This is a genomic window from Zavarzinia aquatilis, assembly GCF_003173035.1.
GTDB lineage: Bacteria > Pseudomonadota > Alphaproteobacteria > Zavarziniales > Zavarziniaceae > Zavarzinia > Zavarzinia aquatilis.
In genome coordinates, this window is record NZ_QGLE01000008.1 from 1 (window position 1) to 16,447 (window position 16,447).

The window sequence follows — 16,447 nt, forward strand, 5'->3', positions numbered from 1 at the left end:
ACAACGTCGCGATGTCGGTCGAGCTGATCGCTCCGATCGCCATGGACGATGGTCTGCGTTTCGCGATCCGCGAAGGCGGCCGCACCGTCGGTGCCGGCGTCGTCGCCTCGATCGAGAAGTAAGGTTTGACGGGTTCCCGTCCGGGGCCTTAGGAGTGTAGCTCAATTGGTAGAGCACCGGTCTCCAAAACCGGGGGCTGGGGGTTCGAGCCCCTCCACTCCTGCCACCTTTCACGGGTGAGCTGTCGGGCGGGTTGTACAGGGCAAAGGGCAAAGGGCCGGACGCGGGCAGCCGCTTCCCGGCCCTAGGCTCGTTGGAAATCGGGACTGCGGTGACGCTGTCTCAGTTCGCAAGGGTGAGTGACAGGGCATGAGCAAGTCGAGTCCGATCGAATTTGCCCGGCAGGTGCGCCAGGAAGTCTCCAGGGTCACTTGGCCGACGCGCAAGGAGACCGGGATCACGACCCTGTTCGTGTTCGTGATGGTGGTGGTCGCTTCCGTGTTCTTCCTTGCGGTGGACATCGGCCTTTCCAAGCTGGTCGAATTGATCCTTGGCTTCGGAGCGTAAGGTCATGGCAGCGCGCTGGTACATCGTTCACGCCTATTCGGGCTTCGAGAAGAAGGTTGCCGCCTCGATCCGCGAGCAGGCCGAACAGCACGGTATGCAGGAGCAGATCCAGGAAGTGCTGGTCCCGACCGAGGAAGTGGTCGAGGTGCGGCGCGGCCAGAAGGTCTCGGCCGAGCGCAAGTTCTACCCGGGCTATGTCCTGGTGAAGATGGAAATGAGCGATCAGGGCTATCACCTGATCAAGAATACCGCCAAGGTGACGGGTTTCCTTGGTCCCGCCGGCAAGCCGACGCCGATTTCCGAGCGTGAGGCGCAGCACATCCTGCATCAGGTGCAGGAAGGCATCGAGCGGCCCAAGAGCACGATCAACTACGAGATCGGCGAGCAGGTGCGGGTGGCGGACGGCCCCTTCACCTCGTTCAACGGCGTGGTGGAAGATGTCGACCACGAGCGTTCGCGTCTCAAGGTCGCGGTTTCGATTTTCGGCCGGGCGACCCCGGTCGAGCTGGAATTCTCGCAGGTCGAAAAGATCTGAGGGAAAGGCGAGGGGCCGGCGTTTCTCCCTTGAGGGGAAGCATCGGTCGGTGCGGGAGGCCATCCTGGGGAGTCCACCAGGGGCCGGACCCACAACCTCCCGGATCAACCGGCCGCTTCCCGCTTTCGGGATACGGCCAGGAGGGATGTCATGGCAAAGAAGATTGACGGTTACATCAAGTTGCAGGTGAAGGCTGGCGCCGCCAACCCTTCCCCGCCGATCGGCCCGGCGCTGGGTCAGCGCGGCGTGAACATCATGGGCTTCTGCAAGGAGTTCAACGCGCAGACCGCCAACCTGGAAAAGGGCATTCCGATTCCGGTGGTGATCACGGTCTATTCCGACAAGTCGTTCACCTTCGTCACCAAGACCCCGCCGGTGACCTTCTATCTGAAGAAGGCCGCGAACCTGAACAAGGGTTCGACCACCCCGGGTCGTGGCACTGTCGGTTCGGTTTCGATGGATCAGATCCGCGAAATCGCCGCGATCAAGATCAAGGACTCGAATTCCAACGACGTCGAGGCCGTTGCCCGCCAGATCGCCGGCTCCGCCCGGTCGATGGGCCTTGCGGTGAAGGAGTAATCCCATGGCTATCGCAAAGCGTCTGCGCAAGGCCGCCGAAGGCATCGACCCGGCGAAGAGCTATCCGCTGACCGACGCGGTCAAGATGATCCGCGAACGCGCCACGGCGAAGTTCGACGAGACCATCGAAGTCGCGCTGAATCTCGGTGTCGATCCGCGTCACGCCGACCAGATGGTCCGCGGCGTCGTCACCCTGCCGAACGGCACGGGCAAGACCGTCCGCGTCGCCGTCTTCGCCAAGGGCGACAAGGCGGAACAGGCCAAGGCCGCCGGTGCCGACATCGTCGGTGCCGACGATCTCGCGGCCGAAGTCCAGGCCGGCAACATCGCGTTCGATCGCTGCATCGCGACCCCGGACATGATGGTCGTCGTCGGCAAGCTCGGCAAGGTGCTCGGCCCGCGCGGCCTGATGCCGAACCCGAAGCTCGGCACGGTGACCGGCGACGTCGCCGGCGCGGTGAAGGCGGCCAAGGGCGGCCAGGTGGAGTTCCGCGTCGAGAAGGCCGGCGTTCTGCAGGCCGGCGTCGGCAAGGCCAGCTTCACGCCGGAAGCCCTGGAAGAGAACATCAAGGCTTTCGTCGACGCGGTTTCGCGCGCGAAGCCGACGGGCGCCAAGGGCACCTACCTGAAGAAGGTGGCCGTGTCCTCGACCATGGGCCCGGGCATCAAGGTCGAAGTCTCGTCGGTTGTCGGCTGACGCTTCTTCGATCCGCTGAAGAATTGGAAGTCTCCCGGCCGCAGGGCCGGGGGACTTTCAGGGTTTCCTACCCTCGCGAGGGGGTGGGAAGGGGCGGTCCGGCAACGGGCCGCAACCCTGTCCGAGACTGCTGGTGTGTCACGGGTTCCTGCCCGTGATGCTTAAAATCCGCCAGCATAGACGGGAGTAGTCCGAATTCGGACCCGGGGCCGTTCCCCGGGGCTGGGATTGGGTCTTTCTCGGGACAGGTGTCACGGATCGCGGGGATTTCTCCGTGGTTCTGGCAGAAACGGCCCGGCGGGGCATGGTGCATCGCCGGGTAACTCGGGAGTAACAAGGTGGACAGAGCCGCAAAAAAGGAGCTGGTCGAGACCCTCTCGGGCGTCTTTAGCGAGACGTCTCTGGTGGTCGTCGGTCACTACAGCGGGCTGAAGGTCTCGGAGATCACCGATCTCCGTCGCCAGATGCGCGCTGCTGGTGCCAGCTTCAAGGTTTCCAAGAACCGGCTCACCAAGCTTGCTCTCCAGGGCACGAAGTTCGAAGGCCTCGCGGAGCTCATGAAGGGCCCCACCGCGATCGCCTATTCGGCCGATCCGGTTGCCGCGGCCAAGGTCGCGGTCGACTACGCCAAGAAGAACGACAAGTTCGTTCTGAAGGGCGCGGTCATGGGCGGTCAGCAGCTGGACGTCGAGGGGATCAAGGCCCTCGCGACCCTGCCGTCGCTCGACGAACTTCGCGCCAGGCTCCTTGGCATGATCCAGACGCCCGCGTCGCGGATCGCATCGGTGCTTCAGGCGCCGGGCGGTCAGCTGGCCCGCGTGCTGTCGGCTTACGCCAAGAAGGACGAAGAGCAGGCGGCGTGAGCCGCCGTACCAACCCAATCCAGTTGAAGACAAGGACGTATCAAAATGGCTGATCTGGCCCGTATCGTTGAAGAACTCTCGGCCCTCACCGTCATCGAAGCCGCCGAGCTGTCGAAGCTCCTCGAAGAGAAGTGGGGCGTCTCGGCCGCCGCTCCGGTCGCCGTCGCCGCCGCTGCCGGCCCGGCCGCCGCTGCCGCTCCGGTCGAAGAGCAGACCGAGTTCACCGTCATCCTGCAGGATGCCGGCGACAAGAAGATCAACGTGATCAAGGAAGTCCGCGCCATCACCGGTCTTGGCCTCAAGGAAGCCAAGGACCTCGTGGAAGGCGCCCCGAAGGAAGTCAAGGCCGGCGTGTCGAAGGACGAAGCCGCCAAGATCAAGGCGCAGATCGAATCGGCCGGCGCCAAGGTCGTCGTTAAGTAATTTAACGACTTCGGAAGTGGCCGGGGGCGGGTTCGCCTGCCCCCGGTTTCCCCCTCCGACGAGGGGCCGGCCCGGACGGGCGATGAGAGGGCAGAGGCTGCGCGCCGCACTCCATCATGTCAGATGCGCAGCAGAGACGTTGTCGCGAGGGTCCCATGGCGATTTCCTTCACCGGCCGCAAGCGGGTCCGTAAGTCCTTCGGGCGTATTCCCGAAGTGACGACCATGCCGAACCTGATCGAGGTTCAGAAGTCGAGCTACGACCAGTTCCTCCAGATCGACATTCCGGCCGAGAAGCGCACCGACACGGGCATCCAGGGGGTGTTCAAGTCGGTCTTCCCGATCAAGGACTTTTCCGAGAACGCCCACCTCGAATTCGTGAAGTACGAATTCGAGCACCCGAAGTATGACGTCGAGGAATGCCAGCAGCGCGGCATGACCTTCGCCGCGCCGCTGAAGGTCACGCTCCGTCTGATCGTCTTCGAAACCGACGAGGATACCGGCGCCAAGTCCGTGCTCGATATCAAGGAGCAGGACGTCTACATGGGCGACATGCCCCTGATGACGGCCAATGGCACCTTCGTCGTGAACGGCACCGAGCGCGTCATCGTCTCGCAGATGCACCGCAGCCCGGGCGTGTTCTTCGACCATGACCGTGGCAAGACCCATTCGAGCGGCAAGTATCTCTTCGCCGCCCGCGTCATTCCCTATCGCGGCTCGTGGCTCGATTTCGAGTTCGACGCGAAGGACATCGTGCACGTCCGCATCGACCGTCGCCGCAAGCTGCCGGTGACGACGCTGATGTTCGCGCTCGGCATGACCGCCGAGGAAATCCTCAACCACTTCTACCGCTCGATCGTGTTCCGTCGTTCGGGCAGCCAGGGTCAGGGCCAGTGGCGCCAGCCGTTCGAGCCCGATCGTCTGCGCGGCGTGAAGCCGCTCGTCGACCTGATCGACGCCAAGACCGGCAATGTCGTCGTCGCCGCGGGCACCAAGGTGACCCCGCGCATGGCGAAGAAGCTGCGCGAGGAAGGCGTCGAGGAACTCTTCGTGTCCTCTTCCGATCTGGTCGGGCGCTATGCCGCCTATGACATGATCAACGAAGAGACCGGCGAGATCCTGATCGAGGCCGGCGAGGAGCTGACCGAAGCCGCGGTGAAGCTGCTCGAGGAATCGGGCGTCGAGGAGTTCCATGCCCTCGACATCGACCATGTCACGGTCGGGCCCTATATCCGCAACACCATGATGGCGGACAAGAGCCAGTCCTACGAACAGGCGCTGATCGAAATCTATCGCGTCATGCGTCCGGGCGAGCCGCCGACCCTCGACACCGCCTCGGCGCTGTTCCAGGGCCTGCTGTTCGACGAGGAGCGTTACGACCTCTCGGCCGTCGGCCGCGTGAAGATGAATTCGCGCCTCAGCCTCGAGACCCCGGACACCCAGCGCACCCTGCGCAAGGAAGACGTGCTCGCGGTGATCAAGACCCTGGTCGAACTGAAGGACGGCCGCGGCGAGATCGACGACATCGACCATCTCGGCAACCGCCGCGTCCGCTCGGTCGGCGAGCTGATGGAGAATCAGTACCGCATCGGCCTCCTGCGCATGGAGCGCGCGATCCGCGAGCGCATGTCCTCGGTCGAGATCGAGACCGTGATGCCGCACGATCTGATCAACGCCAAGCCCGCGGCCGCCGCGGTGCGCGAGTTCTTCGGTTCGTCCCAGCTGTCGCAGTTCATGGACCAGACCAACCCGCTGTCGGAAATCACCCACAAGCGCCGTCTCTCGGCGCTTGGCCCGGGTGGTCTGACCCGCGAGCGCGCCGGTTTCGAGGTGCGCGACGTGCACCCGACGCATTACGGCCGTATCTGCCCGATCGAGACGCCGGAAGGCCCGAATATCGGTCTGATCAACTCGCTCGCGACCTATGCCCGCGTGAACCAGTACGGTTTCATCGAGACCCCGTACCGCAAGGTGATCGACGGCAAGGTGACCAACGAGGTCGTCTATCTGTCGGCCATGGAAGAGGGCAAATACACGATCGGCCAGGCCAACGCCGAGCTGGACGCCGAAGGCCGCTTCACCGCGGACCTCGTCTCCTGCCGCGAGGCGGGCGAGTTCGAGATGCGTCTGCCGTCGTCGATCCAGCTGATGGACGTCTCGCCCAAGCAGCTGGTGTCGGTCGCCGCCGCGCTCATCCCCTTCCTCGAGAATGACGACGCCAACCGCGCGCTCATGGGCTCGAACATGCAGCGTCAGGCCGTGCCGCTGATCAAGGCGGAAGCGCCGCTGGTCGGCACCGGCATGGAAGCGACGGTGGCCCGCGATTCCGGCGTGACCCAGGTCGCCCGGCGTTCCGGCATCGTCGATCAGATCGACGGTACCCGTATCGTCGTCCGCGCGACCGAGGAGAACGATCCGGCCGCCTCGGGCGTCGACATCTATCGTCTGCTGAAATTCCAGCGCTCGAACCAGAACACCTGCATCACCCAGCGTCCGCTGGTGAAGGTGGGCGACCTGGTGAACAAGGGCGACATCATCGCCGACGGTCCGTCGACCGAGCTGGGCGAACTCGCCCTCGGCCGCAATGTGCTCGTCGCCTTCATGCCGTGGAATGGCTACAACTTCGAAGACTCGATCCTGATCTCCGAACGGATCGTGTCGGAAGACGTCTTCACCTCGATCCACATCGAGGAATTCGAGGTGATGGCCCGCGACACCAAGCTCGGGCCCGAGGAAATCACCCGCGACATTCCGAACATCGGTGAAGAAGGCCTGAAGAACCTCGACGAGGCGGGCATCGTCTACATCGGCGCCGAAGTGAAGCCGGGCGACATCCTGGTCGGCAAGGTGACGCCGAAGGGCGAAAGCCCGATGACCCCGGAAGAGAAGCTGCTGCGCGCCATCTTCGGCGAAAAGGCGTCGGACGTGCGCGATACCTCGCTGCGCCTGCCGCCGGGCGTCGCCGGCACGGTGGTCGAGGTCCGCGTCTTCAACCGTCACGGCGTCGACAAGGACGAACGCGCCCTGGCGATCGAACGCGAGCAGATCGAGACCCTGGCCAAGGACCGCGATGACGAACTCGCGATCCTCGAGCGTAACGTCTACGGCCGTCTGAAGGTCCTGCTGCAGGGCAAGACCGTCGCTTCGGGTCCGAAGGGGATGCGGTCGGGCGTCACCGTCGATGACGCGGGTCTCGCCGAGCTGACCAAGGGTCAGTGGTGGCAGATCGCGATCAAGGGCGACGAGCAGACCAACCTCGACATCGAGGCGCTGAAGAAGCACTTCGACGAGGCGAAGGACCGTCTGCAGAAGCGTTTCGAGGACAAGGTCGAGAAGCTGCAGCGCGGCGACGAGCTGCAGCCGGGCGTGATGAAGATGGTCAAGGTCTTCGTCGCGGTGAAGCGCAAGCTGCAGCCGGGCGACAAGATGGCCGGCCGTCACGGGAACAAGGGTGTCATCTCGCGCATCATGCCGCGTGAGGACATGCCCTATCTCGAAGACGGCACCAATGTCGACATCGTGCTGAACCCCCTCGGCGTGCCGTCGCGCATGAACGTCGGGCAGATCCTGGAAACCCACCTCGGCTGGGCCGCGGCCGGTCTCGGCCGCCAGATCGGCGAGGTGGCGGACAAGATCCGTCGCGGCAATACCCAGGCGAACGCCCTGCGCGAAAAGCTGCAGACGATCTATTCGGCGGCCGAATACGCCGAGAAGATCGCCCCGCTCGAGGACGGTCAGCTGCTGGAGATGGCGGACAACCTGCGCCGCGGCGTGCCGATCGCGACCCCGGTGTTCGACGGCGCCCAGCCGTCCGACATCGAGGACTACCTGAAGATGGCGGGCTTCGCCTCCTCGGGCCAGAGCACGCTGATCGACGGCCGTACCGGCGAGACCTTCGACCGCAAGGTCACGGTCGGTTACATCTACATGCTGAAGCTGCATCACCTCGTGGACGACAAGATCCACGCCCGGTCGATCGGCCCCTACAGCCTCGTCACCCAGCAGCCGCTGGGCGGCAAGGCCCAGTTCGGTGGCCAGCGCTTCGGTGAAATGGAAGTGTGGGCGCTGCAGGCTTACGGCGCCGCCTACACCCTCCAGGAGATGCTGACCGTGAAGTCGGACGACGTCGCGGGCCGCACCAAGGTCTACGAGGCGATCGTGCGCGGCGAGGACAATTTCGAGGCCGGTATTCCGGAATCGTTCAACGTTCTCGTCATGGAAATGCGGTCTCTCGGCCTCAACGTCGACATGGGCGGCAAGGGCGCCGCGTAAGCGCGGCGCCCCCCATGCTGAAACCTTTGTCGACCGTGATTTCTCGCAACCGAGCGGCGTCGGGGACGCCCGCGCCGCATGAGGGAGCAAAGTAATGAACCAAGAGGTTATGGCCCTGTTCGGCCACGCCCCCGGCACCCAGGCTTTCGATCAGATCAAGATCTCGATCGCCAGCCCGGAAAAGATCCGCGCCTGGTCGCATGGCGAGATCAAGAAGCCGGAAACGATCAACTACCGGACCTTCAAGCCCGAGCGCGACGGCCTGTTCTGCGCCAAGATCTTCGGGCCGATCAAGGACTACGAGTGCTTGTGCGGCAAGTACAAGCGCATGAAGTATCGCGGCATCACCTGCGAGAAGTGCGGCGTCGAGGTCACCCTGTCGAAGGTGCGCCGCGAGCGCATGGGCCATATCGAACTGGCCTCGCCGGTCGCGCACATCTGGTTCCTGAAGTCGCTGCCGTCGCGCATCGGCCTGCTGCTGGACATGACCCTGAAGGATCTCGAGCGGATTCTCTATTTCGAGAATTACGTCGTGACCGAGCCGGGCCTGACCGCGCTGAAGCGTAACCAGCTTCTCAACGAGGAAGACTTCATCCGCGCTCAGGACGAGTATGGCGAGGACAGCTTCGAGGCCGGCATCGGCGCCGAGGCGATCCGCAAGATGCTCGAAAAGCTCGACCTCGAGGGCGAGCGCGACGAGCTGCGTCAGGAACTGGCCACGACCACGTCGGAAGCCAAGCCGAAGAAGATCGTGAAGCGCCTGAAGCTGATCGAGAGCTTCATCGAATCCGGCAACCGCCCGGAATGGATGATCCTGACCGTCGTGCCCGTGATCCCGCCGGAACTCCGCCCGCTCGTTCCCCTCGACGGCGGCCGTTTCGCGACCTCGGACCTGAACGATCTCTATCGCCGCGTCATCAACCGTAACAACCGCCTGAAGCGGCTGATCGAGCTGCGCGCGCCGGACATCATCGTCCGCAACGAAAAGCGCATGTTGCAGGAAGCGGTCGACGCCCTGTTCGACAACGGCCGCCGTGGCCGTGTGATCACCGGCGCCAACAAGCGTCCGCTGAAGTCGATCTCGGACATGCTGAAGGGCAAGCAGGGCCGGTTCCGCCAGAACCTGCTCGGCAAGCGCGTCGACTACTCGGGCCGTTCGGTCATCGTCGTCGGGCCGGAGCTGAAGCTCCATCAGTGCGGCCTGCCGAAGAAGATGGCGCTCGAGCTGTTCAAGCCGTTCATCTACGCCAAGCTCGACATGAAGGGCATCGCCACCACGATCAAGATGGCGAAGAAGATGGTCGAGAAGGAGCGGCCGGAGGTCTGGGACATCCTCGAAGAGGTGATCCGCGAACATCCGGTGATGCTGAACCGGGCGCCCACGCTGCACCGTCTCGGCATCCAGGCTTTCGAGCCGACGCTGATCGAAGGCAAGGCGATCCAGCTGCACCCGCTCGTCTGCGCCGCCTTCAACGCGGACTTCGACGGCGACCAGATGGCCGTGCACGTGCCCCTGAGCCTCGAGGCCCAGCTGGAAGCGCGCGTGCTGATGATGTCGACCAACAACATCCTCAGCCCCGCCAACGGCAAGCCGATCATCGTGCCGTCGCAGGACATCGTCCTCGGCGTCTATTACCTGACGATGGAACGCCCGAACGAGCCGGGCGACGGCATGGCCTTCGGCACCATCAACGAGATCCAGGCGGCGCTCGACTCGAAGTCGGTCACCCTGCACTCGAAGATCAAGGCGCGTCTGCACACCGTCGACAGCAACGGCGACCCGATCGTCGTGCGCGTCGAAACCACGCCGGGCCGGATGCTGCTCTCCGAGCTGCTGCCGCGTCACCCGAACGTGCCCTTCTCGATGATCAACAAGCTGTTGACCAAGAAGGACATCTCGACCGTCATCGACACGGTCTACCGCCACTGCGGCCAGAAGGAGACGGTGATCTTCGCCGATCGCCTGATGGCTCTTGGCTATGCCCATGCCTGCCGTGCCGGCATTTCGTTCGGCAAGGACGACATGGTGGTGCCGAAGGCGAAGGACGCCCTGGTCGCCGCGACCCAGGAGCAGGCCAAGGAATACGAACAGCAGTACCTCGACGGCCTGATCACCCAGGGCGAGAAGTACAACAAGGTCATCGACGCCTGGGCCCAGTGCACCGACAAGGTCGCGGACGAGATGATGAAGGAAATCTCGTCGGTCGTGATCGACGAGACGACCGGCCGCGCCAAGCCGATCAACTCGATCTACATGATGGCCCACTCCGGTGCCCGCGGCTCGGCCGCCCAGATGAAGCAGCTCGCCGGAATGCGCGGCCTCATGGCCAAGCCGTCGGGTGAAATCATCGAGACGCCGATCATCTCGAACTTCAAGGAAGGCCTGTCGGTTCTCGAGTACTTCAACTCGACCCACGGCGCCCGCAAGGGTCTGGCCGATACCGCGCTGAAGACGGCGAACTCGGGTTACCTGACCCGTCGCCTCGTCGACGTGGCGCAGGACTGCATCATCGTCATCGACGATTGCGGCACCTCGAACGGCCTGACCGTGACCGAAGTGGTGGAAGGCGGCGACGTCATCGAGCCGCTGGGCGACCGTATCCTCGGCCGGACCGCGGCGATCGACGTGATCGACCCCGCGACCTCGGCCCTGGTGGTTCCGGCCGGCGAGATGATCCTCGAGGACGATGTCGAGCGCGTGAACAAGGCCGGCGTGCAGTCGGTGCTCATCCGCTCGGTCCTGACCTGCGAGGCCGAAGGCGGCGCCTGCGCCAAGTGCTATGGCCGAGACCTCGCGCGTGGCACCTCGGTCAACATGGGCGAGGCGGTCGGCGTCATTGCGGCGCAGTCGATCGGCGAGCCGGGTACCCAGCTCACCATGCGTACCTTCCACATCGGCGGCGCGGCGCAGTTCTCGGAAAAGACCAGCGTCGAGGCGACGATCGACGGCACGATCAAGATCAACAACCGTCACATCGTCATCGACAGCTCGAACCGCATGGTCGTGATGAGCCGCAACTGCGAACTCATCCTGATCGACGCCAACGGGCGTGAGCGTGCGCGTCACCGCGTCTCCTACGGCGCGCGTCTGTTCTTCGACGACGGCCAGACCGTCACCAAGGGCGCCAAGCTGGTCGAGTGGGATCCCCGTACCCTGCCGATCATCTCGGAACGCGAAGGTTACGCCGCCTACATGGACCTCGTCGAAGGCGTGTCCATGCGCGAGGCGACGGACGAAGCGACCGGTATCGCCAACAAGGAAGTCATCGACTGGCGCAGCCAGCCGAAGACCTCGGACCTGCGTCCGCGTATTGGCCTGCGTGACGAGAAGGGCAACCCGATCCTGCAGCCGAACGGCACGGAAGTGCGTTACTTCCTCGCCGCCGGCGCCATTCTCTCGGTCGAGGAAGGCGGCAAGATCAACGCGGGTGACGTGCTTGCGCGTATTCCGCTGGAATCGGCCAAGACCCGCGACATCACCGGCGGTCTGCCGCGCGTCGCCGAACTCTTCGAGGCGCGTCGTCCCAAGGACCACGCGATCATCGCCGAGCGTTCGGGCCGGGTCGAATTCGGCAAGGACTACAAGAACAAGCGCCGCGTCATCCTGCATCCGCTGGAAGGCGACGATGCCGATCCGCAGGAATATCTGATCCCGAAGGGCAAGCACATTGCCGTTCAGGAAGGCGATATCATCCAGAAGGGCGACTATCTGCTCGACGGCAACCCGGCGCCGCATGACATCCTGAAGGTCCTGGGCGTCGAAGCCCTGGCCCGTTACCTCGTGAACGAAATCCAGGACGTCTATCGACTGCAGGGCGTGAAGATCAACGACAAGCACATCGAGGTGATCGTTCGCCAGATGCTGCAGAAGGTCGAGATCGAGGATTCGGGCGCGACCACCTTCCTCCAGGGCGAGCAGGTGGACCGCGTCGAGTTCGAGGAAGAGAACGCCAGGACGATCAAGCTCGGCCTGCGGCCGGCCACCGGCAGCCCCGTGCTGCAGGGCATCACCAAGGCCTCGCTGCAGACCCGCTCGTTCATCTCCGCCGCCTCGTTCCAGGAAACGACCCGCGTGCTGACCGAGGCGGCGACTGCCGGCAAGGTCGACAACCTGGTCGGTCTCAAGGAAAACGTCATCGTCGGCCGCCTGATCCCGGCGGGTACCGGCGCCATGATGAACCGCCTGAAGGAAGTCGCGACCAACCGCGACAAGGAACTGGCGGCGATCGAAGCCGGCAGCGTCCCGGCGGTCGATACCAACGACGCCGCCTGATCGCGGACGACAAACATGGAAAGGCCCGGGACGGCGACGCCCCGGGCCTTTTTCTTTTGGGTCGGATATCCATCACAGGGTTAGTTAATTCTCGCCAACGCTGGCGATAAAAGATGTTTTGTAATCTGTGATTGTTAAAGGCATTGTGTTGACGAGATTTGTACGGCCGGAAAATTGCTGCATGACAGGACGATCAGCAGCGATGGTAGCCACAAATAAAGGCGGAATGATATGGCTGGCGGCGGTACAGGTATCCGAAGACGATCATGATGAATGCCCATCGTTCAGAGTGCAATATGAATCCAGAACGTGATTTCACTCGTCTGTATGCGGATGTGTCCACGAGTATCGCTGCTGCGATGGACGATATCGCCGATCTCAGAGTCGATCATAAACAGGGGAAACAAGAACTCAGCAGCATGATGGAGCGTCTGCGGTCCATTCGCGCGCGCTTTGATGGCGAGCTTGATCTGCTGGGGCAGAATGCCGAATGGGACAAATTCACGATCGCTTTTTTCGGCGAGACCAATGCCGGTAAGAGCACGATCCTTGAATCATTGAGAATCATGTTTGATGAAGAGCTGCGACAGCAGCTGCTGCGAGACAATAAGGGTACAATCGTTGGATATGAGCAGGCATTGGACGATCATGTCGCTCGGGTCCGGGAAGGCCTCGGTCTGATCTACGCCGAATATGCCGGAGAGATTGAGGCAATCCGAGCCAGTGCGGCGGCGCTGCGCGGGATTGTGCGTGAAGAGTCGGATGCGCGGGTCAAGAGAAAGCTCCTGTTAGCCGCCGTAACCGGCCTGGCGTTCGGAGGTGGGGTCTGCGGCGTCCTCGTCCATTTTCTGAGGCTCTGATCGTGGCGCGGACTGAATCGAAGGCATCGAATGCGGTTGACGAGCTTCTCAAGAGCTTTCTGCCTGCGCTCAAGGCTTCGGTCATCGAATTGGAGCAGCGCCGGTCGATAGTCGCGCGAGTCGATGGCCAAATCATCGGTACCGGACAAGCCGATTTCACGACCACCAACACGTTTTACACGCTGAACTTTGAAGGCAAGGCGTTTCAGCTCGTCGATGTTCCGGGGATCGAGGGGGACGAGCGCCGTTTCGAAGCGACCGTCAAGCAGGCGATCGCTCGTGCGCACCTTGTTTTCTATGTCAACGGTACGAACAAGAAGCCCGAAAAGGCCACGGCGGAAAAGATTCGTTCATACCTGAACCGTGGAACGCAGGTTGTCCCGCTTGTCAACGTGCGCGGGAGCGCCGATGCTTACGAGTTCGACGAGGACCGCGAGGCCTTGGAATCGAACGGTAGCGCAAGAGCCGCGCTCGAACAAACCCGGGAAGTGCTTCGATCGGCGTTAGGTGCGGAGGTTCTGCTAGAGGGGCATTGTATCCAAGGCCTTCTCGCTTTCAGCGCCCTCGCGTTAAGCCGCGCCGACAATAGAACAACGATCCATCCATCACGCGATCGGGACCTCGTCCTCCAGCAGCGGAATTACCTGAAGTACTTCAGATCACCGGAAGCCATGCGCAGTTTCAGTCGCATCGACGCGGTGGCCAAAATTCTTCACAATAAATTGGCGACTTTCAAAGAGGACATCGTCGAAGCCAACAAAATAAAAATTCGTGAGCTCCTCGCCGAGAACATTCTCGTGCTGAAGGCTGCCCAGTGTGAACACGAGGAGTTCATGAAACGAGTCGCGCCGGAGTTTGATAAGTGCCGGGAGGCACTTGCACATTCCTTGAAGAGTTTCGAGCAGCTGGTTGTGGCGGGGCGCAAGAACCTGTGGGATGGGTTTTTCAATAAAGTGCAAGAAGACTCAAGCGAAATTGTAGAAAAATATTTCGGCGATAACGAAAAAATTCAGAGCCTTATCCAGAAGGATTTTGAGAGGCGTCAAAATATTCTGAAGCCGGAATTGGAAAATCAACTCAAGAAAAACGTAGGCGAGATGCTCGATGCGGTGCGGGAAGCGCTAACGCGGTTGGTGGAGGACGTGAACCGTGTCCAGTTCGAGGAACAGGTCCTGTTCGCGGGCGAGGCGGCGGTGGGATACGAACCTGCCGAGCTAGAGATGAGCCTCAAATTCTGGGATTACGGTGCAATCCTTTACAGGTTCGGTTCGTATATTACGACAGGCATGGCTGCGGGATCTGTGATTCCAGGCATTGGCACGCTTATTGGAGGTGTCGCTGGGGCGATGATCGCATTGGTGGTGTCCGCAGTTTCTTATTTTCAGGGAAAGGATGCACGGATCCGAAGGGCGCAGAGTAAAGTTCGGGCATCAATCGAAGAAAAGCGCGAAAAATTACTGCAGAGCATCAATTATAATTCTGAGGAGATTTTAAACCCGGTCCGCGATATTATGAATGATGTGTATCGGAAAATCAAAGAATCTCAGGAAAATATTGATAGGCCTCTGAAAATTATTCAGAAATTGACCGAAACAATGTCGGGACTTAAGATTCAATTGGAGGATATGGCCCGTGGATCAATTCGGCCAATTCAATAGCGGCAAGGAAGCGATCCTCGGCACGCTCGAGCAACTTCGCTGTCTTCTCGTTGAACTCGGCGAGATCGGGGCCGACGTCGCCGTCGACCTGGAGAAGATTGCGGCTGCGGTCAAGTCCATCGAGTTGGATGTGCTTCGCATCGCTTTGCTTGGAGCCTTCTCGGACGGAAAGACCAGCGTGGTGGCGGCGTGGCTCGGAAGGGTCATGGACAACATGAAGATCGACATGGATGAATCCTCCGATCAACTTGCCGTCTACTGCCCGGAGGGGCTGCCAGATCAATGCGAGATCGTCGACACGCCCGGGCTTTTCGGCGACAAGGCCAGGGCCGTCGACGGTACGCAGGTGATGTATGAGGATGTGACGAAGCGCTACATCTCCGAGGCACACCTGATCCTGTATGTCGTCGACGCCACCAACCCGCTCAAGGACAGTCACGGTTCGATCGTCCGATGGCTGCTGCGTGACCTCGACAAGCTTTCGTCCACCGTTTTCGTGATCAACAAGATGGACGAGGTCACCGATCTGACAGAACAAGACTTGTTCGCTCAACAGGCCACAATCAAGAAGGAAAATCTGAAGTCCAAGTTACTCCGAGTCGCCAACCTCAGCGCCGTCGAGGCAGGGCAGCTGAATATCGTATGCATAGCTTCCAATCCCAATGGCCGGGGACTGGAATTCTGGTTTTCGAAGAGATCGCAGTACGAAGAACGGTCCCGCATAAACGACTTGAAGGCAGAAACCAGCCGTATCCTGGACGCCAGCGTTCCGGCAGTGCTTGTGGCCAAGACGGGGCTGGATGTGGTTCGCGACATCGTTGGCAAGAAGGTATTGGAGGCACGGGCCCAATTGGACGATCTCAGGTCCTACGAGCAGAGAAACCGGGAGGAATCTACGCGCATTCGGAAGGATTTGGTCAAGGCGCGCGGCGAAGTGAAGCGCTTGGGCGGAGAGCTCTTCGACGAGCTTCAGAATCTGGAGAGGCAGTTACTGGGAAAGCTGCGTCCGTTGGCTATCGAGGATATAAGAGGTTACCTGGAGGACGAGATTGGTTACAGCGAAGAAGCTGTCGGCTACAAAATGAACCTGAAAATCAAGATGGCCGTCGACCGTTTCTTTGCTCAAGCATCGAATGTAGCCAAAACGCTGGCGCTGGACATCGAGCGAGAATTGGATTCGAGCCAAAGTTTCCTGGAGGCCATGAGCGGGAAAGCCGCGAGAGGGGCTGGCAATGCTCTGCAAGGACTGGCTCGTGTCAATCCAGAGGCTCTAAAGGGGGCGATTCTGGCAGCACGAGATGTACTGGGGAAAGTGACCGGCATTACCATTAAGTTCAAACCTTGGGGAGTCACTAATCTTGCTGGCGCGGCTAAGTTCGCACCGGCTGCGGGTCTTGCGATTCAGCTTGCTTCAGACGCATGGGAATTAATGTCATCAATTCAGCGCGAAGAAAAATTGAAAGAAATTAAAGAAGAAATTAATGGAATGATCAAGAGTTCCTTCAAGAACGTTTACGAAATTATTGCTCATGAAGAGAAGTTGTTCGAGTGTTTTGCGCCTGAATTGGCCGAATTCGATGTGATCATCCAGGGCATGGAGGAAGCGGCGAGCGTAATCGAGTCAAAGCGGCTCAAGGTCGCGCATTTGGAGGAGAGGATGAGCGTGCTTCGGCAGGCTGCAAGCCGCCCCCAAGTCCTGTAGCATCCGGCTGTGCGGATGA

Annotated in this window: 12 protein-coding genes and 1 tRNA gene; all 13 read left to right on the forward strand. The window is 61.4% G+C overall.

What is annotated here, in order from left to right:
- On the forward strand, positions 1-122 hold a 122-nt coding region (locus DKG74_RS13840), incomplete at its 5' end, for an EF-Tu C-terminal domain-related protein (RefSeq protein ID WP_133251593.1).
- 28 nt (positions 123-150) lie between these two features.
- Positions 151-226: transfer RNA gene (locus DKG74_RS13845), tRNA-Trp, on the forward strand.
- Between the two features lie 143 nt (positions 227-369).
- Positions 370-567, forward strand: coding sequence for a preprotein translocase subunit SecE (gene secE, locus DKG74_RS13850; protein WP_109906766.1), 198 nt, complete (start codon positions 370-372; stop codon positions 565-567).
- A gap of 4 nt (positions 568-571) precedes the next feature.
- Positions 572-1,102: a transcription termination/antitermination protein NusG gene (gene nusG, locus DKG74_RS13855; RefSeq protein ID WP_109906767.1), complete on the forward strand. Its 531-nt coding sequence runs from the start codon at positions 572-574 to the stop codon at positions 1,100-1,102.
- A gap of 150 nt (positions 1,103-1,252) precedes the next feature.
- Entirely contained in the window at positions 1,253-1,681 is a 429-nt protein-coding gene (rplK, locus tag DKG74_RS13860; protein WP_109906768.1) for a 50S ribosomal protein L11, read from the forward strand.
- Between the two features lie 4 nt (positions 1,682-1,685).
- Positions 1,686-2,378, forward strand: coding sequence for a 50S ribosomal protein L1 (gene rplA / locus DKG74_RS13865; RefSeq protein ID WP_109906769.1), 693 nt, complete (start codon positions 1,686-1,688; stop codon positions 2,376-2,378).
- Positions 2,379-2,716: 338 nt separating this feature from the next.
- Positions 2,717-3,241 carry a 50S ribosomal protein L10 gene (gene rplJ / locus DKG74_RS13870; protein WP_109906770.1) on the forward strand — a complete coding sequence of 175 codons (525 nt, stop codon included), beginning with the start codon at positions 2,717-2,719 and terminating at the stop codon, positions 3,239-3,241.
- A gap of 45 nt (positions 3,242-3,286) precedes the next feature.
- Positions 3,287-3,664 carry a 50S ribosomal protein L7/L12 gene (gene rplL, locus DKG74_RS13875; protein ID WP_109906771.1) on the forward strand — a complete coding sequence of 126 codons (378 nt, stop codon included), beginning with the start codon at positions 3,287-3,289 and terminating at the stop codon, positions 3,662-3,664.
- Between the two features lie 155 nt (positions 3,665-3,819).
- Complete coding sequence (gene rpoB, locus DKG74_RS13880) at positions 3,820-7,935, forward strand: DNA-directed RNA polymerase subunit beta (RefSeq protein WP_109906772.1); 4,116 nt, start codon at positions 3,820-3,822, stop codon at positions 7,933-7,935.
- 94 nt (positions 7,936-8,029) lie between these two features.
- The gene (rpoC, locus tag DKG74_RS13885; protein WP_109906773.1) at positions 8,030-12,208 is read left to right on the forward strand and encodes a DNA-directed RNA polymerase subunit beta'; all 4,179 of its coding nucleotides are present in this window, start codon (positions 8,030-8,032) and stop codon (positions 12,206-12,208) included.
- Positions 12,209-12,474: 266 nt separating this feature from the next.
- A complete protein-coding gene (locus DKG74_RS13890; protein ID WP_133251594.1) occupies positions 12,475-13,068 on the forward strand; it encodes a hypothetical protein in 594 nt (197 codons plus the stop codon).
- Positions 13,069-13,070: 2 nt separating this feature from the next.
- A complete protein-coding gene (locus DKG74_RS13895) occupies positions 13,071-14,726 on the forward strand; it encodes a GTPase (protein ID WP_109906775.1) in 1,656 nt (551 codons plus the stop codon).
- Positions 14,701-16,428, forward strand: a complete 1,728-nt coding sequence (locus DKG74_RS13900) for a LeoA/HP0731 family dynamin-like GTPase (protein WP_109906776.1) — start codon at positions 14,701-14,703, stop codon at positions 16,426-16,428. Before DKG74_RS13895 ends, DKG74_RS13900 begins: the two co-directional genes overlap by 26 nt.
- The last annotated feature ends 19 nt before the right edge of the window (positions 16,429-16,447 follow it).